22 protein-coding genes and 1 pseudogene are annotated in these 22,780 nt (G+C 36.7%); 14 read left to right on the top strand and 9 right to left on the bottom strand.

Annotation, left to right across the window (positions count from 1 at the left end; all coding sequences use genetic code 11):
* Positions 1–78 precede the first annotated feature (78 nt).
* The 6 genes and pseudogenes from PMI_RS19530 to efeB all read left to right on the top strand — a co-directional run.
* Positions 79–535 (top strand): annotated as a pseudogene (locus PMI_RS19530) (transposase); the annotation flags it as partial.
* A gap of 326 nt (positions 536–861) precedes the next feature.
* A complete protein-coding gene (locus PMI_RS00855) occupies positions 862–1,419 on the top strand; it encodes an iron transporter (protein ID WP_004245023.1) in 558 nt (185 codons plus the stop codon).
* A 65-nt stretch (positions 1,420–1,484) separates the two neighbouring features.
* Positions 1,485–1,832, top strand: a complete 348-nt coding sequence (locus PMI_RS00850; RefSeq protein ID WP_004245024.1) for a cupredoxin domain-containing protein — start codon at positions 1,485–1,487, stop codon at positions 1,830–1,832.
* A 2-nt stretch (positions 1,833–1,834) separates the two neighbouring features.
* Positions 1,835–2,671 carry an FTR1 family iron permease gene (locus PMI_RS00845; RefSeq protein ID WP_004245025.1) on the top strand — a complete coding sequence of 279 codons (837 nt, stop codon included), beginning with the start codon at positions 1,835–1,837 and terminating at the stop codon, positions 2,669–2,671.
* The gene (locus tag PMI_RS00840) at positions 2,661–3,584 is read left to right on the top strand and encodes an EfeM/EfeO family lipoprotein (protein ID WP_004252518.1); all 924 of its coding nucleotides are present in this window, start codon (positions 2,661–2,663) and stop codon (positions 3,582–3,584) included. Before PMI_RS00845 ends, PMI_RS00840 begins: the two co-directional genes overlap by 11 nt.
* A complete protein-coding gene (gene efeB, locus PMI_RS00835; RefSeq protein ID WP_004247270.1) occupies positions 3,571–4,839 on the top strand; it encodes an iron uptake transporter deferrochelatase/peroxidase subunit in 1,269 nt (422 codons plus the stop codon). The genes PMI_RS00840 and efeB overlap by 14 nt, the downstream gene beginning before the upstream one ends.
* Before the next feature lie 64 nt (positions 4,840–4,903).
* Here efeB and PMI_RS00830 read toward each other — a convergent pair whose 3' ends face one another.
* Positions 4,904–5,593, bottom strand: coding sequence for a helix-turn-helix domain-containing protein (locus PMI_RS00830; protein WP_004245028.1), 690 nt, complete (start codon positions 5,591–5,593; stop codon positions 4,904–4,906).
* Positions 5,594–5,823: 230 nt separating this feature from the next.
* On the opposite strand from PMI_RS00830, the gene PMI_RS00825 reads away from it, so the two are divergent.
* The 5 genes from PMI_RS00825 (at position 5,824) to htpX (ending at position 11,338) form a co-directional block, all read left to right on the top strand.
* Positions 5,824–8,160: a molybdopterin-containing oxidoreductase family protein gene (locus PMI_RS00825; RefSeq protein WP_012367492.1), complete on the top strand. Its 2,337-nt coding sequence runs from the start codon at positions 5,824–5,826 to the stop codon at positions 8,158–8,160.
* Positions 8,161–8,162: 2 nt separating this feature from the next.
* Entirely contained in the window at positions 8,163–8,714 is a 552-nt protein-coding gene (locus tag PMI_RS00820; protein WP_004245030.1) for a 4Fe-4S dicluster domain-containing protein, read from the top strand.
* A gap of 2 nt (positions 8,715–8,716) precedes the next feature.
* Complete coding sequence (locus PMI_RS00815; protein ID WP_004247269.1) at positions 8,717–9,529, top strand: dimethyl sulfoxide reductase anchor subunit family protein; 813 nt, start codon at positions 8,717–8,719, stop codon at positions 9,527–9,529.
* A gap of 223 nt (positions 9,530–9,752) precedes the next feature.
* Positions 9,753–10,313, top strand: a complete 561-nt coding sequence (locus tag PMI_RS00810) for a LemA family protein (RefSeq protein WP_004245032.1) — start codon at positions 9,753–9,755, stop codon at positions 10,311–10,313.
* A 59-nt stretch (positions 10,314–10,372) separates the two neighbouring features.
* Positions 10,373–11,338: a zinc metalloprotease HtpX gene (htpX, locus tag PMI_RS00805; RefSeq protein ID WP_004247268.1), complete on the top strand. Its 966-nt coding sequence runs from the start codon at positions 10,373–10,375 to the stop codon at positions 11,336–11,338.
* Positions 11,339–11,429: 91 nt separating this feature from the next.
* Here htpX and PMI_RS00800 read toward each other — a convergent pair whose 3' ends face one another.
* The 4 genes from PMI_RS00800 to PMI_RS00785 form a co-directional block, all read right to left on the bottom strand.
* Positions 11,430–11,612, bottom strand: a complete 183-nt coding sequence (locus tag PMI_RS00800; protein WP_004245034.1) for a DUF2526 family protein — start codon at positions 11,610–11,612, stop codon at positions 11,430–11,432.
* Positions 11,613–11,700: 88 nt separating this feature from the next.
* Positions 11,701–12,930: an MFS transporter gene (locus PMI_RS00795; RefSeq protein ID WP_012367491.1), complete on the bottom strand. Its 1,230-nt coding sequence runs from the start codon at positions 12,928–12,930 to the stop codon at positions 11,701–11,703.
* A 189-nt stretch (positions 12,931–13,119) separates the two neighbouring features.
* Positions 13,120–13,890: an ABC transporter permease gene (locus PMI_RS00790; RefSeq protein ID WP_004245036.1), complete on the bottom strand. Its 771-nt coding sequence runs from the start codon at positions 13,888–13,890 to the stop codon at positions 13,120–13,122.
* Positions 13,887–14,828 (bottom strand): ABC transporter ATP-binding protein, encoded by a 942-nt coding sequence (locus PMI_RS00785; protein WP_004245037.1) that lies wholly within the window; start codon positions 14,826–14,828, stop codon positions 13,887–13,889. Before PMI_RS00785 ends, PMI_RS00790 begins: the two co-directional genes overlap by 4 nt.
* An 848-nt stretch (positions 14,829–15,676) precedes the next feature.
* Between PMI_RS00785 and can the strand changes: the two genes are divergently transcribed.
* Positions 15,677–16,330 carry a carbonate dehydratase gene (gene can, locus PMI_RS00780; protein WP_004245038.1) on the top strand — a complete coding sequence of 218 codons (654 nt, stop codon included), beginning with the start codon at positions 15,677–15,679 and terminating at the stop codon, positions 16,328–16,330.
* A 59-nt stretch (positions 16,331–16,389) separates the two neighbouring features.
* On the opposite strand, the gene hpt is transcribed toward can, so the two are convergent.
* Together hpt and cueO are read right to left on the bottom strand one after the other, a co-directional pair.
* Positions 16,390–16,932: a hypoxanthine phosphoribosyltransferase gene (gene hpt, locus PMI_RS00775; RefSeq protein ID WP_004245039.1), complete on the bottom strand. Its 543-nt coding sequence runs from the start codon at positions 16,930–16,932 to the stop codon at positions 16,390–16,392.
* Positions 16,933–17,090: 158 nt separating this feature from the next.
* Positions 17,091–18,671 (bottom strand): multicopper oxidase CueO, encoded by a 1,581-nt coding sequence (cueO, locus tag PMI_RS00770; RefSeq protein ID WP_004245040.1) that lies wholly within the window; start codon positions 18,669–18,671, stop codon positions 17,091–17,093.
* A 212-nt stretch (positions 18,672–18,883) separates the two neighbouring features.
* Here cueO and PMI_RS00765 point away from each other — a divergent pair, with 212 nt between their 5' ends.
* Complete coding sequence (locus PMI_RS00765; protein ID WP_004245041.1) at positions 18,884–19,234, top strand: YacC family pilotin-like protein; 351 nt, start codon at positions 18,884–18,886, stop codon at positions 19,232–19,234.
* Between the two features lie 84 nt (positions 19,235–19,318).
* On the opposite strand, the gene PMI_RS00760 is transcribed toward PMI_RS00765, so the two are convergent.
* Positions 19,319–20,359 carry an AbrB family transcriptional regulator gene (locus PMI_RS00760; protein ID WP_012367489.1) on the bottom strand — a complete coding sequence of 347 codons (1,041 nt, stop codon included), beginning with the start codon at positions 20,357–20,359 and terminating at the stop codon, positions 19,319–19,321.
* A gap of 113 nt (positions 20,360–20,472) precedes the next feature.
* Between PMI_RS00760 and PMI_RS00755 the strand changes: the two genes are divergently transcribed.
* The gene (locus PMI_RS00755) at positions 20,473–20,883 is read left to right on the top strand and encodes a GNAT family N-acetyltransferase (RefSeq protein WP_004245043.1); all 411 of its coding nucleotides are present in this window, start codon (positions 20,473–20,475) and stop codon (positions 20,881–20,883) included.
* 30 nt (positions 20,884–20,913) lie between these two features.
* Here PMI_RS00755 and PMI_RS00750 read toward each other — a convergent pair whose 3' ends face one another.
* Positions 20,914–22,701, bottom strand: a complete 1,788-nt coding sequence (locus PMI_RS00750; protein WP_012367488.1) for a hypothetical protein — start codon at positions 22,699–22,701, stop codon at positions 20,914–20,916.
* Positions 22,702–22,780: the final 79 nt, after the last annotated feature.

The raw sequence follows: 22,780 nt of genomic DNA, 5'->3' as shown, positions 1-22,780 counted from the left end.
TACATTAAAATATCTATCACAGATTATCCACTTCCCCTAAAATGAGACAGCTATAATTAGGTTATTGTATAAGTCATGATGAAAAAAATCTTTTTCACTGAAACTCGAATCGTTAATTTTTAAAACTCGCTGATTTTGGTATGAAAGAAGAAGATATTTGTCGCGAAAACGGGATCAGTAATGCCTGTTACTATAATTGGAAATCAAAGTATGGTGGTATGGAAGCCAATGATGTTAAATGATTAAAAGATCTTGATGAGGAAAATGCCAAACTTAAAAAGATGTTTGTAGCAGTTAGCCTTGAACATTATGCAATGAAGGATCTTTTTGTAAAAAAGGGTTGGTAGTAGCTAAGAAGAAGTTCTGCGCTCAATCATTAAATAATGCAGGCTTATCAGTCAGTAAAGCTTGTCAGTTGACATTGCTATCTCGCTCAGCATTCTACCGCCAACCTATCAATTGTCTTAAAAAAGGCAGTGTGGTGAGCGATGCAATTCAATCAGTTTTAGCTAAATCGCCACAATCAAGATTTTGGAGCGCACAGAGTCAAATTTAATGATCTAATATGGAAATCAGTGATTGCTTATCTTTGTCAGATAGTTAATAAGATTTCCATCTATTCTCTTTAACACTATGATTTTACTTAGTATTAAAAAGCAAACCTATTGAGTATATTTATCTATCATTTCTTAATAACAAAATTTTTTCTTTTAAAAAAGAGTTAGTTAATCTTATTTTTATCCTTTCCCACTTCAAATTAAACGATATTTTTCTTACATAAGTTTCTGCTATTTTTGCTATAAATCATGTTAATCTTAATAAGAATAATAACAATTATCATTCAATATATAAGGATTAAACATGAACTCTCGTTATGTGCGTGCTCTCACGTTGTTATCATTAATTCCCACTTCTGTCTTCGCTCTTGAGTATCCCGTAGGTCAACCAATCATTAAAAATGGCATGGAAATTCAAGGTGTCTATCTACAACCTATCACGATGGACACAGAGGAAGGCCATCATGCAATGAAGCACCTACCTGCTGATAAAGCTGATATCCATTTAGAAGCAGATATTCATGCTGTTGAAGATAATCCGAATGGTTTTGCTGAAGGTGATTGGATCCCTTATCTCACTGTTGAATATACCGTGACTAAATTAGATGCACCGGAGAAAAAACAGCAGGGAACTTTTATGGCCATGGTCGCCAGTGATGGTCCTCATTATGGTGAAAACCTAAAATTAGATGGCAACGGCCAATATAACGTTACCTATAAAATTTACCCGCCTTCTTACAATAAAGATGTCGTTTTTGGTCGTCATATCGACAAAGAGACGGGGGTAGCCGCTTGGTTCGAGCCTTTTGAAGTGTCATGGGATTTTAACTATAGCGGTACTGGTCGTAAAGGCAGTTACTAATTAGCTTAATTATTGATAGCCCTGTGTATAGGGCTATCTCCTCTGTTTTGTTAAGTGAAATTTCAATGATTAAACATCTCTATCAATACACGCTATTACTGCTATTAATGATAGCAAGCTCTACTTTAGCCGCAGAAAAATACACCGTTGAATTAGAAATGAAAGAGGGGGAACTGATCCCTCGAGTTTTAAATGTTCCTGCTAAAACTCCTATACGGATCAAAATTCGCAATACCGGTAGTAGCCCCGTTGAATTTGAAAGCACTCAATTACGTAAAGAAAAAGTATTAGCGCCTGGGGCGAGTTCTGTCGTTGTGATTGCGCCTCTAAAACCTGGACGTTACACCTTCTTTGATGATTTTCATCTGTCTCACCCTCAAGGTGAAATCGTTGCGACTGAAAAGGCTGAATAAATATGGGACAAGTTCTATTTGTTGTTTGGCGAGAAAGTTTTGAAGCTCTGCTGGTGGTAGGGATCATTTATGCATGGATAAAACGCTCTCCTACCCCTAAACAAGGTATGAAATATCTCTGGGGAGGAGTAATAGTAGGAATACTACTCTCTATTCTTTTAGCTCTTAGCATTTATGGGGTATTTAGCTCCTTAGAAGATATCTGGCAATCTCTGTTTATGGTTATGATGGAAATCATTGCCTGCCTATTAATTGTTCAGATGGTCTATTGGATGAACAAACAAGGTAAATCACTAAAAGCCAATATCGAAAACGAATTGACACAAAAAACGCAACAACAAAGTGTCTGGGGGATTTTACTGATCATCGCCATTGCCATTGCGAGAGAAGGCAGCGAAGTGGTTGTTTTCCTATCAAGCCATATTATGGCTCTCACAGCACAAACCGCGTTGTCTTTCTTGATTGAAGTATTCATTGGCCTATTGATAGCGGGACTAACTCTATGGTTATTTTTGCTAACATCAAAAATGATTTCTTGGCGTAAATTCTTTGTTATTACCGGATTTTTACTGCTTTTCCTCGCCGTTTCCTTGCTATTAAAAGCAGTAGAAGAGATAGCTAATCTACTTATTGAAATGGATATTGAATTACCTGACTTTTTGATTTATCCACTATGGGATCTTAGCCATATTTTGGATGATTCAAGCATTTTTGGTAATTTCTTAGTTTCATTCTTTGCTTATCGCTCACAACCCATCGGTTTAAGTGTTGTTACTTTTATTGTGTTTTGGTTGGTGGTCGCACTGTTATTTAAACAAGGGGATCGTCATGCCAAATAGCGCCCTATTGAAAGGTGATCATATTGTCATCTTGCTATTGATATCGCTATGCTCTTTTTCTGTTTCTGCAAAAAAAATCATTCAAGGCATTACTCAAGATAGTGAAAATATTGTTGTTGCTAAAGGGGATATTCCCACTCCTGAAAAATTTACAACCAATATTCTTAACTATCGGCAGAAAGCTGTTGATCAGTTGACCTTAGTTGAAACTGCATTAAAAAATGTCATTGTTAACAGTGAAAAAAATCAACTGACTGATGCCCAACTCGCCTATCAACAAGCGCATTATCACTATGAGGTGATCCGCCCGATTATTGCATTGTTTGGCGCTACTGAACGCCTATTAAATAATCGGGCTGATTTCTTTCTTGAAAGAGAAAACTCGCCCCGTTTTAGTGGATTTCATTTGGTTGAATATCAACTCTTTAAATTAGAGGATATGCAATCGTCAGCCGAGTCAGCCAAAGCACTGTTAAGAGGCATTAGTGATCTAAAAAAACGCTTAGCGATTGAAGATATTCCCATAGCTAAATTAGTGCAATCTGCAGGTGATAGTTTAGAGCTGATTTTAACCGACAAATTAGCCGGCATTGAAAATCAATATGCAAAAAGTGATCTGGGGGATGGGTATGCCAATTTATACGGTTCACGCCTAATCATTGAGTCTCTATCTAACCATATTCCACTTCAGGAATATCAATCACTACGCAAACAGTATGACACTATTAGCAAACTATTTTTAAAATATCAGCGAGATGAAGAATTATTTCAGCCTTTAGATACGCTTTCTGATAGTGAGAAAGCCGTGCTCTTTGCACAAATAACACAATTAGCGGAGCAAGTTGCACAATTACGTAACGTGCTCAATATTGATGTCTATTATTACTATAAAGAAGCATATGGTGAAAAATAAAACTCTGTTTAAATCACTCCTCACAATCCCCGTTAACCACCATAAACGTACAACGTTAAAATGGTTAGGCGGTAGTTTACTGCTTGCCAGTATGGGCGCAAATGCCATCGAAAAAAGCAAGTGTTCACCAACACTTCGTTATCAACGTGCTATTAACTACTTAGGAAAACATCAAGCTGGGGTTATCACGCCAGAACAAAAGCATGCTTCATTTATTGCACTTGATTTAACAGTAACAACCCCTGAGGAAGTAGAAAAAATTTTCCGAACGTTAACACAGCGGATTGCTTTTTTAACACAATCTCGTGAACTTAAAGAAAGTCATAATCCTCACCTTCCCCCCGCAGGATCCGGTATTTTAGGTAGCCAATTATATCCTGATGAATTAACCATCACAGTGGCGTTAGGGGATAGTTTTTTTGATAATCGGTTTGGTTTTCAAGCTCATAAACCCAAACGCCTTGAAGCAATGAAACCCTTCCCCAACGATCGCTTAGATCCTAAATGGTGTGGCGGTGATCTGTTACTTCAGCTTTGTGCCAATAGTCAAGAAAGTATCATTTATGCATTAAGAGATATTTTAAAATATCTTTCTGGGCAAGTGCATGCACGATGGAAAATAGATGGTTTTCTACCTGCTCGTGATATTGATAATCAACAAACGCCAATTAATTTATTTGGTTTTAAAGATGGCACAGGTAATGCCCCTGCCACTGACACTCATTTAATGGATGATTTAGTGTGGATCACCGATAAACAAAATGAACCGCAATGGTGCTTAGGAGGTAGCTATCAAGCGGTGAGACTTATTCGTTTTGCCTTGGAATTTTGGGATAGAACACCTCTTGAAGATCAGGAGAATAACTTTGGCCGTCATCGTGCAACAGGCGCGCCGATAGGTATGAAGCAAGAAATGGACTCACCTGAATTTGCGCAAGATCCTCATGGCGACAGGATACTCTTTGATTCACATATGAGACGAGCTGAGCCCAGAACCCCCGAACGTTATAGTGCCAAACTGCGTCGTCGCAGTTATAGCTACTCATTAGGGCTAACGCCGTCAGGGCAATTAGATATGGGGCTTGTCTTTGTCTCATTTCAGAATAACCTTAAAAAAGGCTTTATTGATACGCAAAAGCGTTTAAATGGCGAGCCGTTAGAGCGCTATATAAAACCTTTTGGTGGGGGTTATTACTTCGTATTACCCGGTGTCACACAAGCAAGCGATATATTAGCTAAAGGACTATTTACTTAATTTTTGCTATTTTCAAATACGTTTACTTTTCCAGTAAACGTATTTGATAAAAATATTCGCAATATTAAGATAATACATGGCGAATTTTTGCTTTTAATGCATTACCTAATTCTATTTGGTTTTCAGGTTTAATAAATCCCATGGTCAATGCGGCTGCGACCATTTCACCTTTCCTATTAAATACAGGACATGCAATAGATTGAGCCCCAGGAATACCTTCAGCGGGTTGTTGGCGAATAGCAAAACCTTGTTGATGTATACTGTTTTTTTGCTGTATTGATAAATCAGCATCAATTTCTAAATGACTAAAGACTGCATAAGTCGCGCCTGCCGCACTCAATTTATGTGGAACGGGTGTATTTGGCAGAAAATCAATATCGACATGTTTAAAACTACGATTATATCTCACTAAATAGAGCTTCTTACCTTGAGCAATAACAAGTCCTGTTGACATATTATGCTCATCTCTAAATTCACAAAGTCTTTGATTAATTTCATCAACTAAAGAGAGGTTTGTGTGTGTTGCCTCAGCCAGCATTATAATTTTGCTACCTAAACAATACTGCCCTCCTTCACTCTCTTGATAGAGCATGTCACTACGGCAAAGAGACACTAAATATTTATGTAGACGACTTTTTGATAGTGAGCATGCCTTAGCTATCTCAGAAGAGCGTGCAGCACCTCCTTGAGATGCTAAAAACTCTAAAATAGTCACTGCGATATCAACAGAGTTAACCCCTTGAGAATTCTGCATTTATTTCTCCACGCCTAAGACGTTATTTATCTTTATTTATGACGATATTTGTTTGTTCTTTTTTTATTCATTTTTATAGTTATTCACACTAAAAATTTTATGAAAAATAAGAATATAAATCATTTTCTGTTGATTATCTTCTTTATTTATCCTTGAATGATCTAACTCAAGTTTATTATTAATGAACTGAGTTTATATATAGTTAACATTATTATGTGTGAGAATGTCCTATGTATAAAAATAAACAGTGGGAATTAGATAGAAGAACGCTATTAAAAGGAATGGGAGCTATTGGTTTGGCAGCTCTTTCCCCTAATGCGTTTAGCCTAGCTAATGAAAATAAACCCATATTTAACCAGAAAACTCGGATAAAATTATCTGAATATCAAACTTTTCAATCCACCTGTGCAATGGAATGTCTCCATTGTAACCTAACCGCTTTTACTCATCAGGGAAAACTAATCAAAATTGAAGCTACAGAAGGCTTTAATGTCAAATGTTGTTTACGAGGAATTAGCCGAACTAAATGGGTATATCATAAGGATAGACTCACTACACCTTTGCTACGTGTTGGCGAAAAAGGTAAGGCTGAGTTTAAACCTATTAGCTGGAATGACGCTTTAGATCTTATCGAAAAAAATATTCGAGAAACTATCGATAAATATGGCAACGAAGGGCTTTTTATTTCTACTCACGCTGGAAATATGGATTCCATCAAAAACGATATGGGTAAAGCCTTTTTCGACTATTTAGGCGGTTCTACAAAACAAGCCGGCTCTTTATGTTGCTCTGCGGTTACTGCAGCTATGATCCCTATGGTTGGCCTACGCTATGCAGATACGCGTGATACGGTAAAAGATAGCCGTTATATTCTATGTTGGGGCAATAACCCAGCAGTAACTATGCACGCCTACTTTAAAAATTATAATCAGGCTCGCCGTAATGGTGCCAGAATGGTAGTCATTGATCCGCGTTTTAATGAAACCGCAGCCAAAGCTGATGAGTGGATCCCCATTATTCCGGGTACCGATACCGCCCTTGCATTAGGAATGATCAAATTAATCATTGAAGAAAATCTTACAGATAAACCTTTTTTGCGTGCCCATACCGGAGCGGTGTATTTAGTCGATGAACAACAAAAACTACTACGTGATTCAGCTAATGATAAAGATAGCTATTTAGTCTTTGATACCCTAACTCAGCAAATTGTTCGCCATGATACCCCCAATATTGTACCGGCGTTAACTCATGATGAACTGCCAAATAAAATAAATTACACCACCGTTTTTGAACAAATCTATTGGCAAGCTAAACCCTGGACTATCGAAAAAACCAGTAAAGAAACAGATATTCCACAAGAGACTATTATTCGTTTAGCTCGAGACTACGCGACAACAAAGCCTGCAATGATTGTACAAAATATGTCTGGCGCACAACGCACTGAATTTGGTGCCTATGTTGCAGCAAGCCAGTTTTATCTTGCTCTATTAACCGGCAATATTGGTAAGAAAGGCGCGGGTATTTGTGATGCCGGTGGCGTGCGTCAGATGGCAAAATTTAATCCTATTATTCCCCCTGCACCAAATGTTAAACCCATTAATCCTATTCCTGTTGCAAAAGTGGGTGAATGGATAGTCAACGAAAGACCCCACCCAATTAATTTCTGGTGGATCATGACAATGGGGGTGATGACACAATTACCCAATACCAATATGGTACGTAAGGCGCTAAAAAAAGTTCCTTTTGTTGTCGTAGCCGATAATTTAATGTCATCAACAGCGCTTTATGCCGACTTAGTACTTCCAGTGACAACCATTTTTGAAGATACAAGTTTAATGGCTGGTGTGCGTAGCCAATATGTTCAATTAATGGAAAAAGCCGTTGAACCACCAGGAGAAGCAAAGCCTGATTATTGGATTTTTGCCCGCCTTGCTGAACGCTTTGGTTTCGGTGACGTATTTAATCAACCTATTGAGCACTATATTGATACTTGCCTCGCGGGATCGGGGATTACGCGGGAAATGCTAGAAAAAGGGCCTGTACGACCAGTAGAAGGCGATTGGATCCCATTTAAAGACGGAATATTTCGTACATCAACCCAAAAAGCACATTTCTTTATTGAAGAATGGCAAGATAAAAACTACTCCCCTATAGTCACTTATTATCCAGTAAAGGAATCGACAACAGGCTCCCCTGAATTAGCAAAAAAATATCCGTTAATGGCTGTGCAACGTAAGCTAGCACGTAGTGTTCATTCAAGCCATGGGATGAATGAATGGATTTTAGAAGTACAGCGTAATCAACCCAATATTTTAATACATCCTAATGATGCGTTATCTCGTGGAATAAACAATGGTGATTGGGTGTTTGCTTTTAATGATAGAGGTGAACATAGAGCAATAGCCGTTGTCACCACACACATAAAACAAGGTGTTGTTTCTCTTGATAATGGTTGGTGGGAACAACAAGGGGGGAGTAGTAGCCATGTAACAAATGACCATGTTGAACCTTTAGGTAATGGTCATTGTTGTAACAGTACCCTAATTAATGTGAGACGGGAGGCATAATCATGGCTAAAAAACAGTATGGTTTTCTGATTAATAGTAAAGATTGTTATGGCTGTCGCACTTGTTCGATGGCTTGTAAATCAGAAAATGTTACCCCTCCAGGAGTCTTGTGGCGTAGAGTACGCGAATTCAATGAAGATCTGCCCAATGCGCAAGCTTTTATCACTATGTCCTGTAATCATTGTGACGATCCACAATGCTTAAAAGTCTGCCCTGCCGATACTTATACTAAGCGAGCTGATGGGATTGTGATACAGGATCATGACAAATGTATTGGTTGCCAAATGTGCATTATGGCATGCCCTTATAATGCGCCGGTTTACGATCCTGTAGAAGGGAAGACCAGTAAATGTAATATGTGTGCCGATAGAATAGACGAAGGCTTAAAACCTCGCTGTGTTGAATCTTGTCCAACTGGTGCCATTGAGTTTGGCGAAATTGAAGATTTGCGCCAAAAACATATCACAAATTGGGCATTATTAGAAAAACGTTATGGGGTTCCTGATCATACCATCAGTCATCCTAATATTGTCATTATTGGTATGGAGGATTAACCATGCATGATTATCAAATGCCTTTGGTTCTATTCACCGTAATGAGTCAATGGGGGATCGGTGCCGTACTTGCCTTATCTCTTTATCAATGGCAAACACAAAACTCCGCCATGTTAAGCCCCAAAGCGTTACGTACAACGATTGCCCTTATTTGGTTAATTGAAGTAATTGGTTCTTCTATGTCAATGGGACACCTAGGCGATCCTCTCGGCGCTTATCGCTCAGTACTTGGTGTTGCTCACTCATGGTTAAGTCGTGAAGCTATTGCCTTTGTTATGTTAAACGGTTTAATTTCCCTCTGGGCATTAGCAAGTTGGCTACAACCAAATAAAATACGCCGTAATAGCCTACTAGGTCTGTTCTGTGGCCTTATTGGCTTACCCGTTATTTTAATAACAGCACAAATTTATTATCAAATGCAAACACATGCGTTATGGCATACCCCCGCAACACAAATAAGTTTTATTGGTACGGCCCTATTATTGGGTTTTGGCTCTGTTATTCCTTGGTTACAGTTGCAAGGTAAAAAAACCATTCATACATTGCATTTCGGTGCTTTTATCGGCTTACTGTTAGTATTGATGGGATTAGTAATACGAGTCCAAATTTCAGGTGCTAACGTAGCGAGCTTATTGTTATGGTGGCAAGTCATCGCCAGTTTAATAATAGGATGTGTTATTATCACACTATCTCGTAGCTCTTTGTTTACAAAGGCTTTAATATCAATTATTACTATTTTTATCCTTTTTAGCGGTGAAATCGCCGGCAGAATGCTATTTTATGGCAATGTGATGTCCCAATCACCTTGGTTTTAATTTTTATTTTCCCTAACATGAGTCCTATTTATTTTGCCCCAAATTTATTTGGGGCTTTTTTATACTTCAAACAACATTCTTTTTAAGATATTAAGTGACATATCAATATTCTTTTTCTCTTTGATGAAATAATCATCTAGCTATCTTGAATAATAATAGGCAAAATTAACATCAATGAGTTAGCTAAATTCCCTGTTTATTATTAGAAAAGAGAGCGCTTCACATGACTGGATTAATTATTACCATCGCGTTATTGGGTCTTATTTTTTATTATTACAACCGTATTATCTCTATGCGTGAAGCGGTTATCTCAAGTGAAACAGAAATATCGGTACAACTCGACCGTCGTGGTAAAGTGTTTGATAGCTTATTAGCTACAGTAAAAAAATATCTTAGTCATGAAGCCGATGTTTTTACTAAAATCACCGAATTAAGAGCTAAAACACAAAGTAGCAATAACCAAGAAGCAAAAGCGGCAGAAGATGAGCTATCAAAAATTGTTTCAAGTGGTGCGATTAATGTCGCTGTTGAAAACTATCCTGAACTCAAATCAGATACTATCATGGCTAATTTACAAGAAGAGATTGTCTCAACAGAAAATAAACTCTCTTTTGCTAAACGTGGCTATAACCGTACCTTAGAGCAATATCGTGCGTTTATCGCCTCTATCCCTGCGGTATTTATTGTGAAGATTTTTCCAAGTCTCGTGATTAATAAAGAATACTGGCGTCTTGATGAAACAGCGATTAAATCAGAAGAAGCGCGCCGTATTAACTTTGATTAACACCACGCACCATAGCTTATACATAAAATAATACGGTAGATATTATTGGAGAATAATAAATGGATTTCAGAAATGTACTGCGAAAAAATGCCATTCGCACTCGGTTTGTGATAGTCACCTATTTACTATTAATGCTAATGATCGGCTTATTAGTTGATAGCGCGATAGGTGCCAATCCTCATTTAAGTTTAATTGATAATATGCTGGCATTTCTGACATTCCAATCACTGCCTATTGCTTCATTGATTATTGTTGCCATTTCAATTGTGTTGCTGATTATTGTTCACTTTAAAGGGCATAAAATCATGTTGACGGGCATGAAAGCGCGACTAATTAATCCTGAAGAGCCATTAAATGCCCAAGAGCGACAATTATTAAATATTGTGGAAGAGCTTAGTTTAAGTGCGACTTTGGGCTATATCCCTAAGCTTTATATTTTAGATACACCAGAAGCCAATGCCTTTGCTGCCGGCTGGTCTGAAAAAAATGCCTTTATTGGTGTCACTCGTGGGTTGTTAAATCAACTTAATCGCCAAGAAATACAAGCCGTATTAGCCCATGAAACAGGTCATATTATTCATGGTGATACCCGTTTAACGCTGTATGTGGGTATTTTAGCAAATGTTATTTTAACGGTAACAAATATCTTTGGTAGCCGCTTATATATAGCCTCTGGTAACCGTGGTGGTAAAAGTAATGATGCCGCCAGTAAAGCACGATTGATTTTAATTGTACTCAACGTTGTTTTACCCATTATTACTCAAGTGCTCTATTTCTATTTATCGCGGACACGTGAATATATGGCAGATGCGGCAGCGGTTGATCTCACCCAAGATAATCAATCAATGATCAATGCACTAAAGAAAATTGCAGCACAACACGAAACTGAAAATTTTGAAGATGGCTCTACAGGACGAGCATATCGCAAAGCAGCCTTTATTTTTAATAAGGGAGACTCTCTTTTTTCAACCCATCCTTCGATTGAAAATAGAATAGCAGTACTCGAAGGGAAAAAGACTTTTTAAACCAACAGATTAAAACAAAGCGTTTATCCATTATTATGGAATAAATACATGAAATAAACGCTTTTTGATTATTCTATCATCATAGGATTGCTTAACGCTGTTTTTCACCATGATGAAAAATAGCCGTGCGTAGACGCTCTTGCTGTTCATAACGCTGAGCAAAAGCTATTGTGTTATCTTTACCTAATTCCACCAGCAATTCGTTCATCGTTTGTATGCTAGCACTGGCAATGGCCTCATCAACCTGCTTAATCACTTCCTCATAATGAGACATAATTATTCCTCTTTTCCTATAAAATACTTATTAACTATCATATAACAAGAAAGGAGACGTTCTGTATTTTTAGTCATAAAAAAAGTGATTAAATGGAATTAAGTGGTCTATTTTTGGTTTCTTTACCTAATAACATAACCGCTAGTACCGCTATCACAATGGAAAGGCTAAAAATAAGAAAAATAGTGCTTATGTCAAATTGATATTGCACTAAATAGCCTACCATCAGTGGCCCTAATATTCCGCCAATACGGCCTATTGCCGTCGCCGTTCCAGCGCCTGTAGCTCGTATACCATCAGGATATTGTTCTGGGGTATAGGCATATAATGCCCCCCACGCACCTAAATTAAAAAATGATAACAACATACCGAACACTAATAGTGTGGTTGTGGAATCGGCTACGCTAAAATAGTAAGCGCTAATCGCGGTGCCTGCTAAATAAGTGATTAACACAAATTTACGACCATAACGTTCAATAAACCATGCTGCGGTAAAATAGCCCGGTAACTGAGCGAGTGTCATGATCAACACATATTGAAAGCTTTTAATTAAACTAAAGCCTTTTAACATTGCGACACTCGGTAGCCATAAAAAAATGCCATAATAAGAGAACACCACACAAAACCATAATACCCACAACATCAGTGTTGAACGGCGATATTGAGGTGACCAAATCAATGCCATTGATTGGCGAAGAGATAAACGATTTTGTAATAATGACTGTGTGGAACTGGGTTCTGGTAACTTTGAACGCAAATAGAGTGCATAAACTGCGGGTAGTGCGCTCAATAACATAGCCATACGCCAGCCATAATCAGGAATAATAAAATACGCTATTAACGCGGCAATTAACCACCCTACCGCCCAAAAACTCTCTAATAAAACAACAATACGACCACGCTCATGGGCTTTAACACTTTCACTCACCAATGTGGAAGCAACAGGTAATTCTCCACCTAATCCCATACCAATAAAAAAGCGTAAAATTAATACCACCATTAAGGAGCTTGCTAATGCAGTTAAACCGCAACCAAGGCTAAATAGCAGCAACGTTAAGATAAATACCGGTTTACGACCTTTTCTATCGGCCATAATGCCAAAGACAAAAGCGCCTACTGCCATACCGATAGAATTAATACTGCCAATCCAACCTAATTGCGCTGCTGTTAATCCCCAATCTTCTTTTAACGCCGTTAATAAAAAGGCGAGAAGCCCCACATCCATTGCATCGAAAGTCCACCCCATTCCGGCAATACATAACAATTTACGACGAGAAAGTACCGTTGGTTCTTTTGCTGTTTCGCTTGCCACTGCCATGCTTCTATCCTTTACCATCCCAAAGTTATTTGTTTAGTATACTAAACAAAGAAATTAAACTTGTTAATAGCAAAAGACAAATTTAAATAAAATTTAACATAACTGAATGAAATTTAGCTAAAAAAAATCGGCATCTGTTGTTGCAGACACCGATTTTAATTTTTATTACCTTAAACACTAATTTGTAGATTAGCTTCTTAAACCGCGACCTTTTTCAATTAAGTACCAGGCTACGATATAAAACACGGCAATAAACAGGCATAGTACCGTGATTGTCACCGTTAATGACACATCAGTGATCCCTAAAAAACCATAACGGAAACCGCTTATCATATAAACAATCGGGTTTAATTTAGAAACACCTTGCCAAAATGCAGGTAATAGGGAGAGTGAATAAAACACACCACCTAAATAAGTTAATGGCGTTAAAACAAAGGTGGGGATAATACTAATATCATCAAAGGTTTTCGCAAAAATGGCATTCAACAATCCTGCGAGAGAAAAAACAATCGAGGTCATTAATAATGTCACCACAACCATTGTCCAAGAGTGTATCTCTAGTGGTACAAAAAATAGTGAAACCAGAGTGACCAATATCCCAACACAAATACCACGGGCGACACCACCCCCCACAAATCCGGCAATAACAACATGGGTCGGTACTGGCGATACTAATAATTCTTCAATACTACGTTGGAATTTAGCGCCAAAAAATGAAGAGGAGACATTAGCATATGAGTTTGTGATCACCGCCATCATAATCAAGCCGGGAACAATAAACTGCATATAATCAACACCGCCCATATCACCAATACGCTTACCAATTAAGTTACCGAAAATAACAAAATAGAGCGACATCGTGATAACAGGAGGAATTAAAGTTTGTACCCAGATACGGCCAAAACGGGTCACTTCTTTAATCCAAATCGTCTTGAGGGCTACCCAATACAACTGAATCATTCCCTCTCTCCTTTTTCTGTTTCTGTATGATCTTCATTAACTAAATGCACAAATAACTCTTCAAGGCGGTTAGCTTTATTACGCATACTTAAAACCTGAATACCTTGTGCATTGAGCTGAGCAAAAACCCCATTCAATCCTTGCTCTCTTTTCACATCAACTTCTAGTGTTGATGTATCGACTAAACGATATTGGTAATTTTGTAATTCAGGTAACGGACTTTTTGCTGCTAAGTCTAAAATAAAGGTTTCAGACTCTAATTTACTTAATAAACCTTTCATACTGGTGTTTTCAACCAGTTCACCACGCTGAATAATGCCAATATTCCGACACAGCATTTCTGCTTCTTCAAGATAATGTGTGGTTAATATAATAGTGGTACCCTGTGCATTTAAATGTTGTAAAAACGTCCACATTGAACGACGTAATTCAATATCTACTCCCGCCGTTGGCTCATCGAGGATCAGCAATTTAGGCTCATGCATTAATGCACGCGCAATCATTAAACGCCGTTTCATTCCCCCAGATAAAAAACGTGCTCTATCATCTTTTTTCTCCCATAAATCTAATTGGGTTAAATACGTTTTTGCACGCTCTAATGCCACTTTTCGTGGTACACCATAGTAGCCAGCCTGATTAAGGACAATTTGTAATACGGTTTCAAAAGGGTTGAAATTGAATTCTTGTGGCACTAATCCGAGTTGTCTTTTAGCATTAACCATATCGGTATCAGTGTCATAGCCAAATACTTTGACTTTACCACTACTCTTATTCACCAAAGAGCTGATAATCCCTATGGTGGTCGATTTTCCTGCACCATTAGGGCCTAATAGCGCATAAAAATCCCCCGCTTCTACGGTTAAATTAATTCCTTTAAGCGCTTTGACACCATTATGGTAAGTTTTCGTTAACTCGGTTAACTCCAATGCATAAGTCATAAGTGGAAATTACCTTTTATCAACTGCATTATTCAGCATTGACTGAGCTGAAATCAGAAATAGCTATTCAACTAAGCCTTACTCCCCTGAGTGCAAATCAGGATAGGTATAGAAAATGGGCTTAGTTCAATAGGATCAAAATGGAATAAGATATTCTAGAGAAAAATAAGACGTAAATAAACCGTTTTACAGATAATGCCTCAAACAGATAAATAAATTTTATTTAACTATTTTAATAGTCAACAGAGCGAACACTGCAATTACTGATCAATAAAAATGACGATTAATTGTAGCTATTTTCCAGTATTAATCTCAATAAAAAGCCAATAATAACTAAATGTTATTATTTAGCCTGTTTTATAGCAATAAATTTATTGGCCTTATTACTCAATCTAACTGATAGATATTATCATGCGCTTTATTACCTCCAATAATTTATCAATAAAAAACGGACAGATACCGTTAACAGGTTTTATCCTCATCATTCGCCAGCCCAAATAAACATTAATATTTTTTATGAAAAAATAATTACCCTCGATTATTCAAAATAAGAATAATCGAGTTAACAATCAGTTATCTTTTTATACATTTGATTTACATCAAATAATGTGTTGATAAATTCATTAAACAAATACTGTAAAAAGTTCTATCTTATTTGAAAGCAAAAATAGACAAGCAATTAACTGTCACTTGGCTCAAAAAAAGCCTTCTGATTCATTTAAAAGTAATGGTATAAAAATACCCTTTCTTTATTGAGCTTAAACATCCAACAATAACACTAAAGCTATTTCGTGTTGGCCTACTGTCAGCGCAAATGGTGGGAAACTGAATTTACAGGCAGTCACATCATGATGAGAAAAATTGAAGAACTGTTAGCCAACAATAAACAATGGTCAAGTTCTGTTACAGAAGAAAACCCGCAATTTTTTAAAGAGCTGAGTAAAGGCCAAAAACCTCATTTCTTATGGATTGGTTGTTCAGACAGCCGCGTCCCCGCTGAAAAATTAATTAATGCCGCCCCTGGTGATTTATTTGTACACCGCAATGTGGCAAACCTTGTGATCCACACCGACTTAAACTGTCTTTCTGTTATTCAATATGCCGTTGATGTCCTACAAGTTGAGCATATTATTGTTTGTGGTCATTATGGCTGTGGTGGTATTGAAGCTGCTATTGAAGGGACTGAACTGGGCTTAATTAATAACTGGTTACTGCATATCCGTGATATCTGGTATAAACATAGCTCCATGTTAGGTGAACTCGCACCACAAGATAGATTAAATTTACTCTGTGAACTTAACGTGATAGAACAAGTTTATAACCTTGGTCACTCAACTATTATGCAAGCCGCATGGAAACGTGGACAAAAAGTGATGATCCACGGTTGGGTTTACGGTTTAAACAATGGTGAATTACACGATTTAGATATCACCTCAGACAGTCGTGAAAAACTAGAACTCTCTTATCGCCAAGCTATTGCAAAATTAAGCCATCCACGTTGATTTTCTAATATTAAACCCGCCAAAGCGGGTTTTTTAATATACGATATAAATCAACAAGATTATTCATCTAGTAGCGTTACATGACCAATATAAGGTAGGTGACGATAACGTTGTGCATAATCAATGCCGTAACCTATAACAAACTTATCTTCAATAGAGTAGCCAATCCACTCTACTGGCACATCCACTTCACGACGTGATGGCTTATCAAGTAGCGTACAGATAGCAATAGAGGCAGGCTCACGTAAACTTAAAATCTCTTTAACACGGTTTAAAGTATTACCTGAGTCAATAATATCTTCAACAATCAGAACATCTTTACCACGAATGTCTTCATCAAGATCTTTAATGATTTTAACGTCTCTTGTTGACGTCATTCCATTACCGTAACTTGATACTGTCATAAAATCGACTTCATGTGGCACTTCAATTTCACGACATAAATCCGCCATAAAAATAAAAGAGCCTTTTAATAAGCCAATTAAGACCAAATCGTGTTTTTCTTGACGAGAACGATAATGTTCTGTGATTTCACGACCTAATTCAGCAATACGCTGTTTGATCTCTTCTTCAGAGATCATGACATCAACAATATGTTTCATGATTTATTTCGATTGGGTTAACGGGGAAAGCAACCGATTGTACCAGAATTTCTATCATCATGCGACGTTGTCAATGAAGGAAAATAAGGGAATAAAATATTAGCTTTACTCCCTTTGCAAACTTTTATCGCTAATTTTGTTACTTATTACAGTAAAAATTATCGACTCACCGTAAAGCCCGCCATCATTCCTGTATCTTCATGTTCTAATAAGTGACAGTGAGCCATAAATGGGTGTTCCTTTGTCGCTAAATGGTCAAATTTTACAAGGATCTCGCTAATTTGCCCTTCCACTCTGACAATATCTTTCCAACCTTGGCGATGTTTTTCAGGTTTACGCCCATTTTCCGATAAAATACGAAACTGTGTTCCGTGAACATGGAATGGATGTAACATCATGTCGCCACGACCAGAAACCAGCCAGCGTTCATAAACCCCTTGTTTAACATCAAATGCAGGTTCGGTCATTGAGAATGGGATCCCATTGATGCTATTTGCATTATAAATATCGACATCCGCAGAGCCATGACCGCAATTCATGCCGCCCCCCATCATGCCATTTCCATTGCCCTGACGCATATGACTCATACCGTGGTGAATTCCCGCTAACGCTTTATCACCGTAACGCTCCGTTAGCGCCATCATACCTTGCATATCTAAACGCATATCCATACGTAAATGTAATGAACGTGTCGCAATATGACTTAGTGATGGTAATGCAGGAATTAAGGCTAATTGATCAGGTAAAATACCCACCGCTTTTTCTGCTGAAGGCAGTAGACGTAATACAGGTAATACATTATCAAATGGCGCTAATACCATCCCCATTTGTCGGACAGGTAAAGTGACAATATCGAAATCACGTCCATCTGAGGTATCAACCAGTACTTCAAAACGCTCCCCCATTAAAATAGGGAGTTCTGTCACTTTGACTGGTTCCGCTAATAACCCACCATCGCTAGCAATTACATACATTGGTCGGCCATCACTGGTGGCTAAATTAAGACTACGTGCATTACAACCATTGAGGAAACGTAATCTAATCCAACCTTTTGGTACAATATGTTGCGGTTGAATTGCACCATTAGTGAGCATCATATCGCCAAACCAACCTACTGCAGCACTCATCACATCAAGTTGATAGTCAATTTGACCGTTACTGTCTAAGCGTTTGTCTTGTAAAATAACCGGTAAATCATCCACTCCCCAGCGATGAGGTAACTTTCGCTTGGCCGTTTCGTCATCCTCGATGATCACTAATCCCCCTAACCCCATTGCCACCTGTTTTCCGGTGATCCCATGAGTATGGGGATGAAACCAACATGTCGATTCCGCTTGATCTGGCGTAAAAGTTACTGTTCGTGATTTACCCGGTGCGATAGTAGCTTGAGGACCTCCATCTTGTTCACCACTTATCTCAAGACCATGCCAATGCACCGTCGTAGTCTCTGGTAACGTGTTATTGATCTCAATAGTAACAGGCTCACCACGTTTTAATTTTAATGCTGGGCCTAATAAGCTACCGTTATACCCCCAAGTAGTTGTACTTGCTGTAGCAGTAAACTGGGAAACACCTTGTTGGATATTAAGAACAATCTTTTGTTGTTTGTCTGGGCTAATTTGAGGTGGAATAGCGAGTGAAGGCGTGTTAGTTTGGGCGAATGCGAGACGGCTCCAACTTGGTAATAGTGTGACGGCGCTTAATGTTGCCCCTAATTTTAAAAATTCACGACGTTGCATAATGTATTCCTTTGAATAAAATCAATTACTCTATATTTGTCATAATTAGGTAAATAAATTTATCGATAAACTATTGAGCAATGCTAAAGTCTCCCCTTACTGGAAGGTCAAATAGAAACCACACAAAGCAACGGGTCTTTGCAAAACTTTTAACTTAATTAAGTCAAATAACAAATCTTGTGAAATCATCACATATAGGAATGTCACCACTAATGAAAAAAATGTTCGCTTTGTTCTGCACTATTATTCTTTCTTTTGCCACGCTTTTTTCTTCTAGTGCAAAAGCACTCACTTATACTCAAGCAGAAGACTTAGCTGATTTAACCGCGGTATACCTGTTTTTAAATAATGATTGTGGTTATGAGCAGATCTCAAAACAAAAAATAGAACGAGCGCTGATTATTTTTTCACAATCTCAGCAGTGGGATGTCTCTAATTATTCAATGCTCCCAATGAGCAAGCTTAATGAAGATAGTTATCAGGATTTAAAAAATATACAAATTGCTCATAACAAAAAATGTCAACTACTAGCCCAAAAATCACTTAGCTTACTAAACTATTAATTGTATAAAAAAGCCACTCTATCAAACTGATACAGTGGCTTTTCAATTTATTATATCTGTCGATATCTTACTGTTATTGCTATTTTACTCACGTTTTCTTTTCTGCTTTCGTTCACTGTAAAACAAGGCAATAGAAGGAATACTTTGAATGATCAACATGCGCAATATATGATTCGACATCACAAAAGCCGCATCGACATTCATAGTGATCGCGGCAAATGTCATTGCTTCCATACTTCCCGGTGCCCAAGCTAATACCAGCGTTGTCCAGGGAGCCCCTGTTAAATAAGCTGCGCTCAATGCAACGATCACCGTTAAAATAACGTTGATAATGACCACCTGCACAGAGGAAAAAGCATTTTTAATTAACGAAGCAAAAGGAAAAACCACAAAATGTGCGCCAATATTCATCCCAATTAACACCATGCTGAGTTCATTTAATAGCATTGGAAAAGCAATCGGCTCACTGACAAAATATTGTACCAATATTGCACTGCCTAATGATGTCAACATAAACGGTGCTGGAAAATGAATTTTCTGTAATAAAAGCCCAGATACTAGCCCTAACGCGACAATTAATAATAACCACATCGATGACAACAGTGTCATTTCAGGTAATGTAAACTCCGTAAGAGTTGCTTTATCTGAGCCAACAATAAATCCAGCCATAATAATCAATACGATTAAACGAATAGTATGAGAAATAACAATTTTTTGTGGTGGCGTTTTGGTATGATCTGTTAAAGCAAGAATAGCCGCCATCGCGCCAGGTACAGCACCTAACATAGCCTCTTCTTTTGTCCAACCAATATGACGATGAAACCATAAGAAACTGACAACAAATTGAATGGCTAAACAAATAACGAGGATAATCAAAAGAAGCACTAAATTATCCGCACTCCCTAAATGTACTTGGTTAAACATCAATCCAACAGAGGTGCCTAAGGTCAGTTGGATAAAAGTCAGTGTATGCTTAGGAACAGAGAGCTGCCATTTAAAACGATAAGCAATAATAACCACGACGATTGGCCCAAACATCAACGCCATCGGTAGACCAGATAATGTTAATAACCCACCAATTAGTGCACAAAACAGAATTCCCGGTAGTTTTTTTAAAAATGACATGTTGTGTTATCCAGTTTTTTTAATTATGGTACTAATCCTATCACTGGTATAAATATTTAATAAACAAATAATGATAATTTAAATATTATTTTTATTAATATTAAGAGCTAATTATGTCATTAAAAATTACTACCGCCCCGACGACGAATGAAATCAACGAAATTTATGAAGGCTTATTAACACATAACCTTCAGTATATTCAGATGGAGCAATATACGCCCTTAGCCGTTTTTAAAGAGGAAAATGGTAAAAAAATAGGTGGGATCACTGGTGATATATTAGGTAATTGGCTACGTATTCGTTATCTATGGGTTGATAAGGCCTATCGTGGTAACAATATTGGTACAGAATTACTGCAAGCAATGGAGAATACAGCTAAAAAGAAAGGTGCCAAATATGCTGAGGTGGATACTTTTAGCTTTCAAGCCCTGCCTTTTTATCAAAAGCAGGGATTTGAAGTTTTTGGCACCTTAGAAAATTATCCGATTAGTGACAAAAAATATTATTTAAACAAAGTATTATAAATATTTTATACTATAAAATATTTATTTTCCTTATTCAGATGAGAACGCATAGTCGCTATCTATTATGTTAAATCCATCTACATTTAATTGTGTAAATACTTGATCTTCGACTAATTCAACAATATTAGCATATTTTATATCACCTTCTTTTAAATTACCCTTATTTATATTATCTTCATCTAGTTCTGTTTCTTCCTGAATATAAGTTAAATTATATATTCCTTTCCCTATTAATTTACCTCGTTCTATCTCTTTCAGAAGAGGAGTTAAAGTATATATTTCGTCCCATTCTAATTTACCTAGTTCTAACCCTTTCAGAATAGAAATTAAAGTATATATTTCGTCCCATTCTAATTTATCTAGTTCTATCTTTTTCAGAATAGAACTTAAATTATATATTTCTTTTGATTCTAATTTACCTAGTTCCATCCCTTTCAGAATAGAACTTAAATTATATATTTCTTTCCATTCTAATTTATCTAGTTCCATCTCTTTCAGAATAGAAATTAAAGTATATATTTCGTCCCATTCTAATTTACCTAGTTCCATCTCTTTCAGAATAGAAATTAAATTATATATTTCTTTCCATTCTAAATTACCCAGTCCCATCTCTTTCAGAATAGAAATTAAAGTATATGTTTCTTTTCCTCCTAATTTATCTAGTTCTATTTGTTCCAGAATAGAAGTTAAATCAGATATTTCATCGCCTTTAACATGTTTATTTAATTTTCCATGAATAATTTCACTTGCTTCAGAAAGATTACGTTTAGAATTCATATTGTCATTATTAGTATTATTAATTCCATCAAAACTATCCCACTCAAAATCCCCCACAAAATAAGCGACATTATCATCTGTACTTTTATCCATTATTATTTCTTCACCACCATAAAACTTATTTATATATTCTTCAATCCAAATATTTTGCACTTTTTTAAGTGAATACTTATATACGCAATCAATATTCGCTTCATTAAGAATTTCACCCATTATACTTTCTTCATAAAGAATTTTATTCATTATTTCCCGTAACTGTACTGGAAATTCTTCTTTAAGCTGCTCTACCTCTACCATAAGAGGAAGATTATATTTTGAAACACAGACTAGAAAGTTTATTTTAGACAGAAATTTTTCTTTCTCCTTATTACTTGAAAAATTAGCTAGTATTCTTTCATTGCTATTTTTAAATCGAGTTTCATTATCATACCTTACCAACACTTCATTAAATATTTTTATAACATCTTCTTTTTTTATTCTTTCAACTCTTTCCTTAATAATATTTTTAAATTCATCCGCCAGATGATTATAATCTGTATTTGATGAATTTCGGCAAAAGGCCTCCGCTCGTTGCAACTCATTTAAATAATTGAAAAAACTATATCTATCTTTAAAACTTGAATTTTCATTCTCTATTAAAGAGAGAAAATGGTTTAGGTTATGATATTCAGCTGTAATTGTAGCTATCTCAGCTTTTTCCTTATCTACTGTATCTTTTTTTATTAGTTTATTATTAAACTCATCTATCTTACACTTTAAATCTTTCACCTTAATCTTTAAATCAGTAAGTGTTTCAGTATATCTATTTAAATTTCCATCTCTATTACTTATTCCCATTCTACCGGTTTGGCTAATTGCAAAAAACATTGTAAATCGTTCCATCATATGAATAACTTTTTTTATAAAACTGGGCTTAGCCGTTGTATTAGAAATATCCTTTATGTTCTTTGCAATAGTTACATAACATGATCCTAAATAATCTTTCTTAGTAGATAACTCTATTCCCTTATTAAATACACCTACATCATTAACTCTATTCATTTTATTGCCCTTACATTAATAAATTAACTGTTTATTTTATTCTTTTTATCAATTTATACTTACAAAAATAACACAGTAG

The organism is Proteus mirabilis HI4320 (assembly GCF_000069965.1).
GTDB lineage: Bacteria > Pseudomonadota > Gammaproteobacteria > Enterobacterales > Enterobacteriaceae > Proteus > Proteus mirabilis.
This window is presented reverse-complemented; position numbering and strand designations above follow the sequence as displayed.

Excerpts from the sequence above, each read along its gene's own strand:
- PMI_RS00825 (WP_012367492.1), top strand. The coding sequence starts at position 5,824 with ATGTATAAAAATAAACAGTGGGAATTAGATAGAAGAACGCTATTAAAA.
- PMI_RS00810 (WP_004245032.1), top strand. The coding sequence starts at position 9,753 with ATGACTGGATTAATTATTACCATCGCGTTATTGGGTCTTATTTTTTAT.
- PMI_RS00850 (WP_004245024.1), top strand. The coding sequence starts at position 1,485 with ATGATTAAACATCTCTATCAATACACGCTATTACTGCTATTAATGATA.
- cueO (WP_004245040.1), bottom strand. The coding sequence starts at position 18,671 with ATGCAACGTCGTGAATTTTTAAAATTAGGGGCAACATTAAGCGCCGTC.
- PMI_RS00765 (WP_004245041.1), top strand. The coding sequence starts at position 18,884 with ATGAAAAAAATGTTCGCTTTGTTCTGCACTATTATTCTTTCTTTTGCC.
- efeB (WP_004247270.1), top strand. The coding sequence starts at position 3,571 with ATGGTGAAAAATAAAACTCTGTTTAAATCACTCCTCACAATCCCCGTT.
- PMI_RS00785 (WP_004245037.1), bottom strand. The coding sequence starts at position 14,828 with ATGACTTATGCATTGGAGTTAACCGAGTTAACGAAAACTTACCATAAT.
- can (WP_004245038.1), top strand. The coding sequence starts at position 15,677 with ATGATGAGAAAAATTGAAGAACTGTTAGCCAACAATAAACAATGGTCA.
- PMI_RS00815 (WP_004247269.1), top strand. The coding sequence starts at position 8,717 with ATGCATGATTATCAAATGCCTTTGGTTCTATTCACCGTAATGAGTCAA.
- PMI_RS00855 (WP_004245023.1), top strand. The coding sequence starts at position 862 with ATGAACTCTCGTTATGTGCGTGCTCTCACGTTGTTATCATTAATTCCC.
- PMI_RS00800 (WP_004245034.1), bottom strand. The coding sequence starts at position 11,612 with ATGTCTCATTATGAGGAAGTGATTAAGCAGGTTGATGAGGCCATTGCC.
- PMI_RS00790 (WP_004245036.1), bottom strand. The coding sequence starts at position 13,890 with ATGATTCAGTTGTATTGGGTAGCCCTCAAGACGATTTGGATTAAAGAA.
- htpX (WP_004247268.1), top strand. The coding sequence starts at position 10,373 with ATGGATTTCAGAAATGTACTGCGAAAAAATGCCATTCGCACTCGGTTT.
- PMI_RS00820 (WP_004245030.1), top strand. The coding sequence starts at position 8,163 with ATGGCTAAAAAACAGTATGGTTTTCTGATTAATAGTAAAGATTGTTAT.
- PMI_RS00830 (WP_004245028.1), bottom strand. The coding sequence starts at position 5,593 with ATGCAGAATTCTCAAGGGGTTAACTCTGTTGATATCGCAGTGACTATT.
- PMI_RS00760 (WP_012367489.1), bottom strand. The coding sequence starts at position 20,359 with ATGTCATTTTTAAAAAAACTACCGGGAATTCTGTTTTGTGCACTAATT.
- PMI_RS00840 (WP_004252518.1), top strand. The coding sequence starts at position 2,661 with ATGCCAAATAGCGCCCTATTGAAAGGTGATCATATTGTCATCTTGCTA.
- PMI_RS00750 (WP_012367488.1), bottom strand. The coding sequence starts at position 22,701 with ATGAATAGAGTTAATGATGTAGGTGTATTTAATAAGGGAATAGAGTTA.
- PMI_RS00795 (WP_012367491.1), bottom strand. The coding sequence starts at position 12,930 with ATGGCAGTGGCAAGCGAAACAGCAAAAGAACCAACGGTACTTTCTCGT.
- PMI_RS00845 (WP_004245025.1), top strand. The coding sequence starts at position 1,835 with ATGGGACAAGTTCTATTTGTTGTTTGGCGAGAAAGTTTTGAAGCTCTG.
- PMI_RS00755 (WP_004245043.1), top strand. The coding sequence starts at position 20,473 with ATGTCATTAAAAATTACTACCGCCCCGACGACGAATGAAATCAACGAA.
- hpt (WP_004245039.1), bottom strand. The coding sequence starts at position 16,932 with ATGAAACATATTGTTGATGTCATGATCTCTGAAGAAGAGATCAAACAG.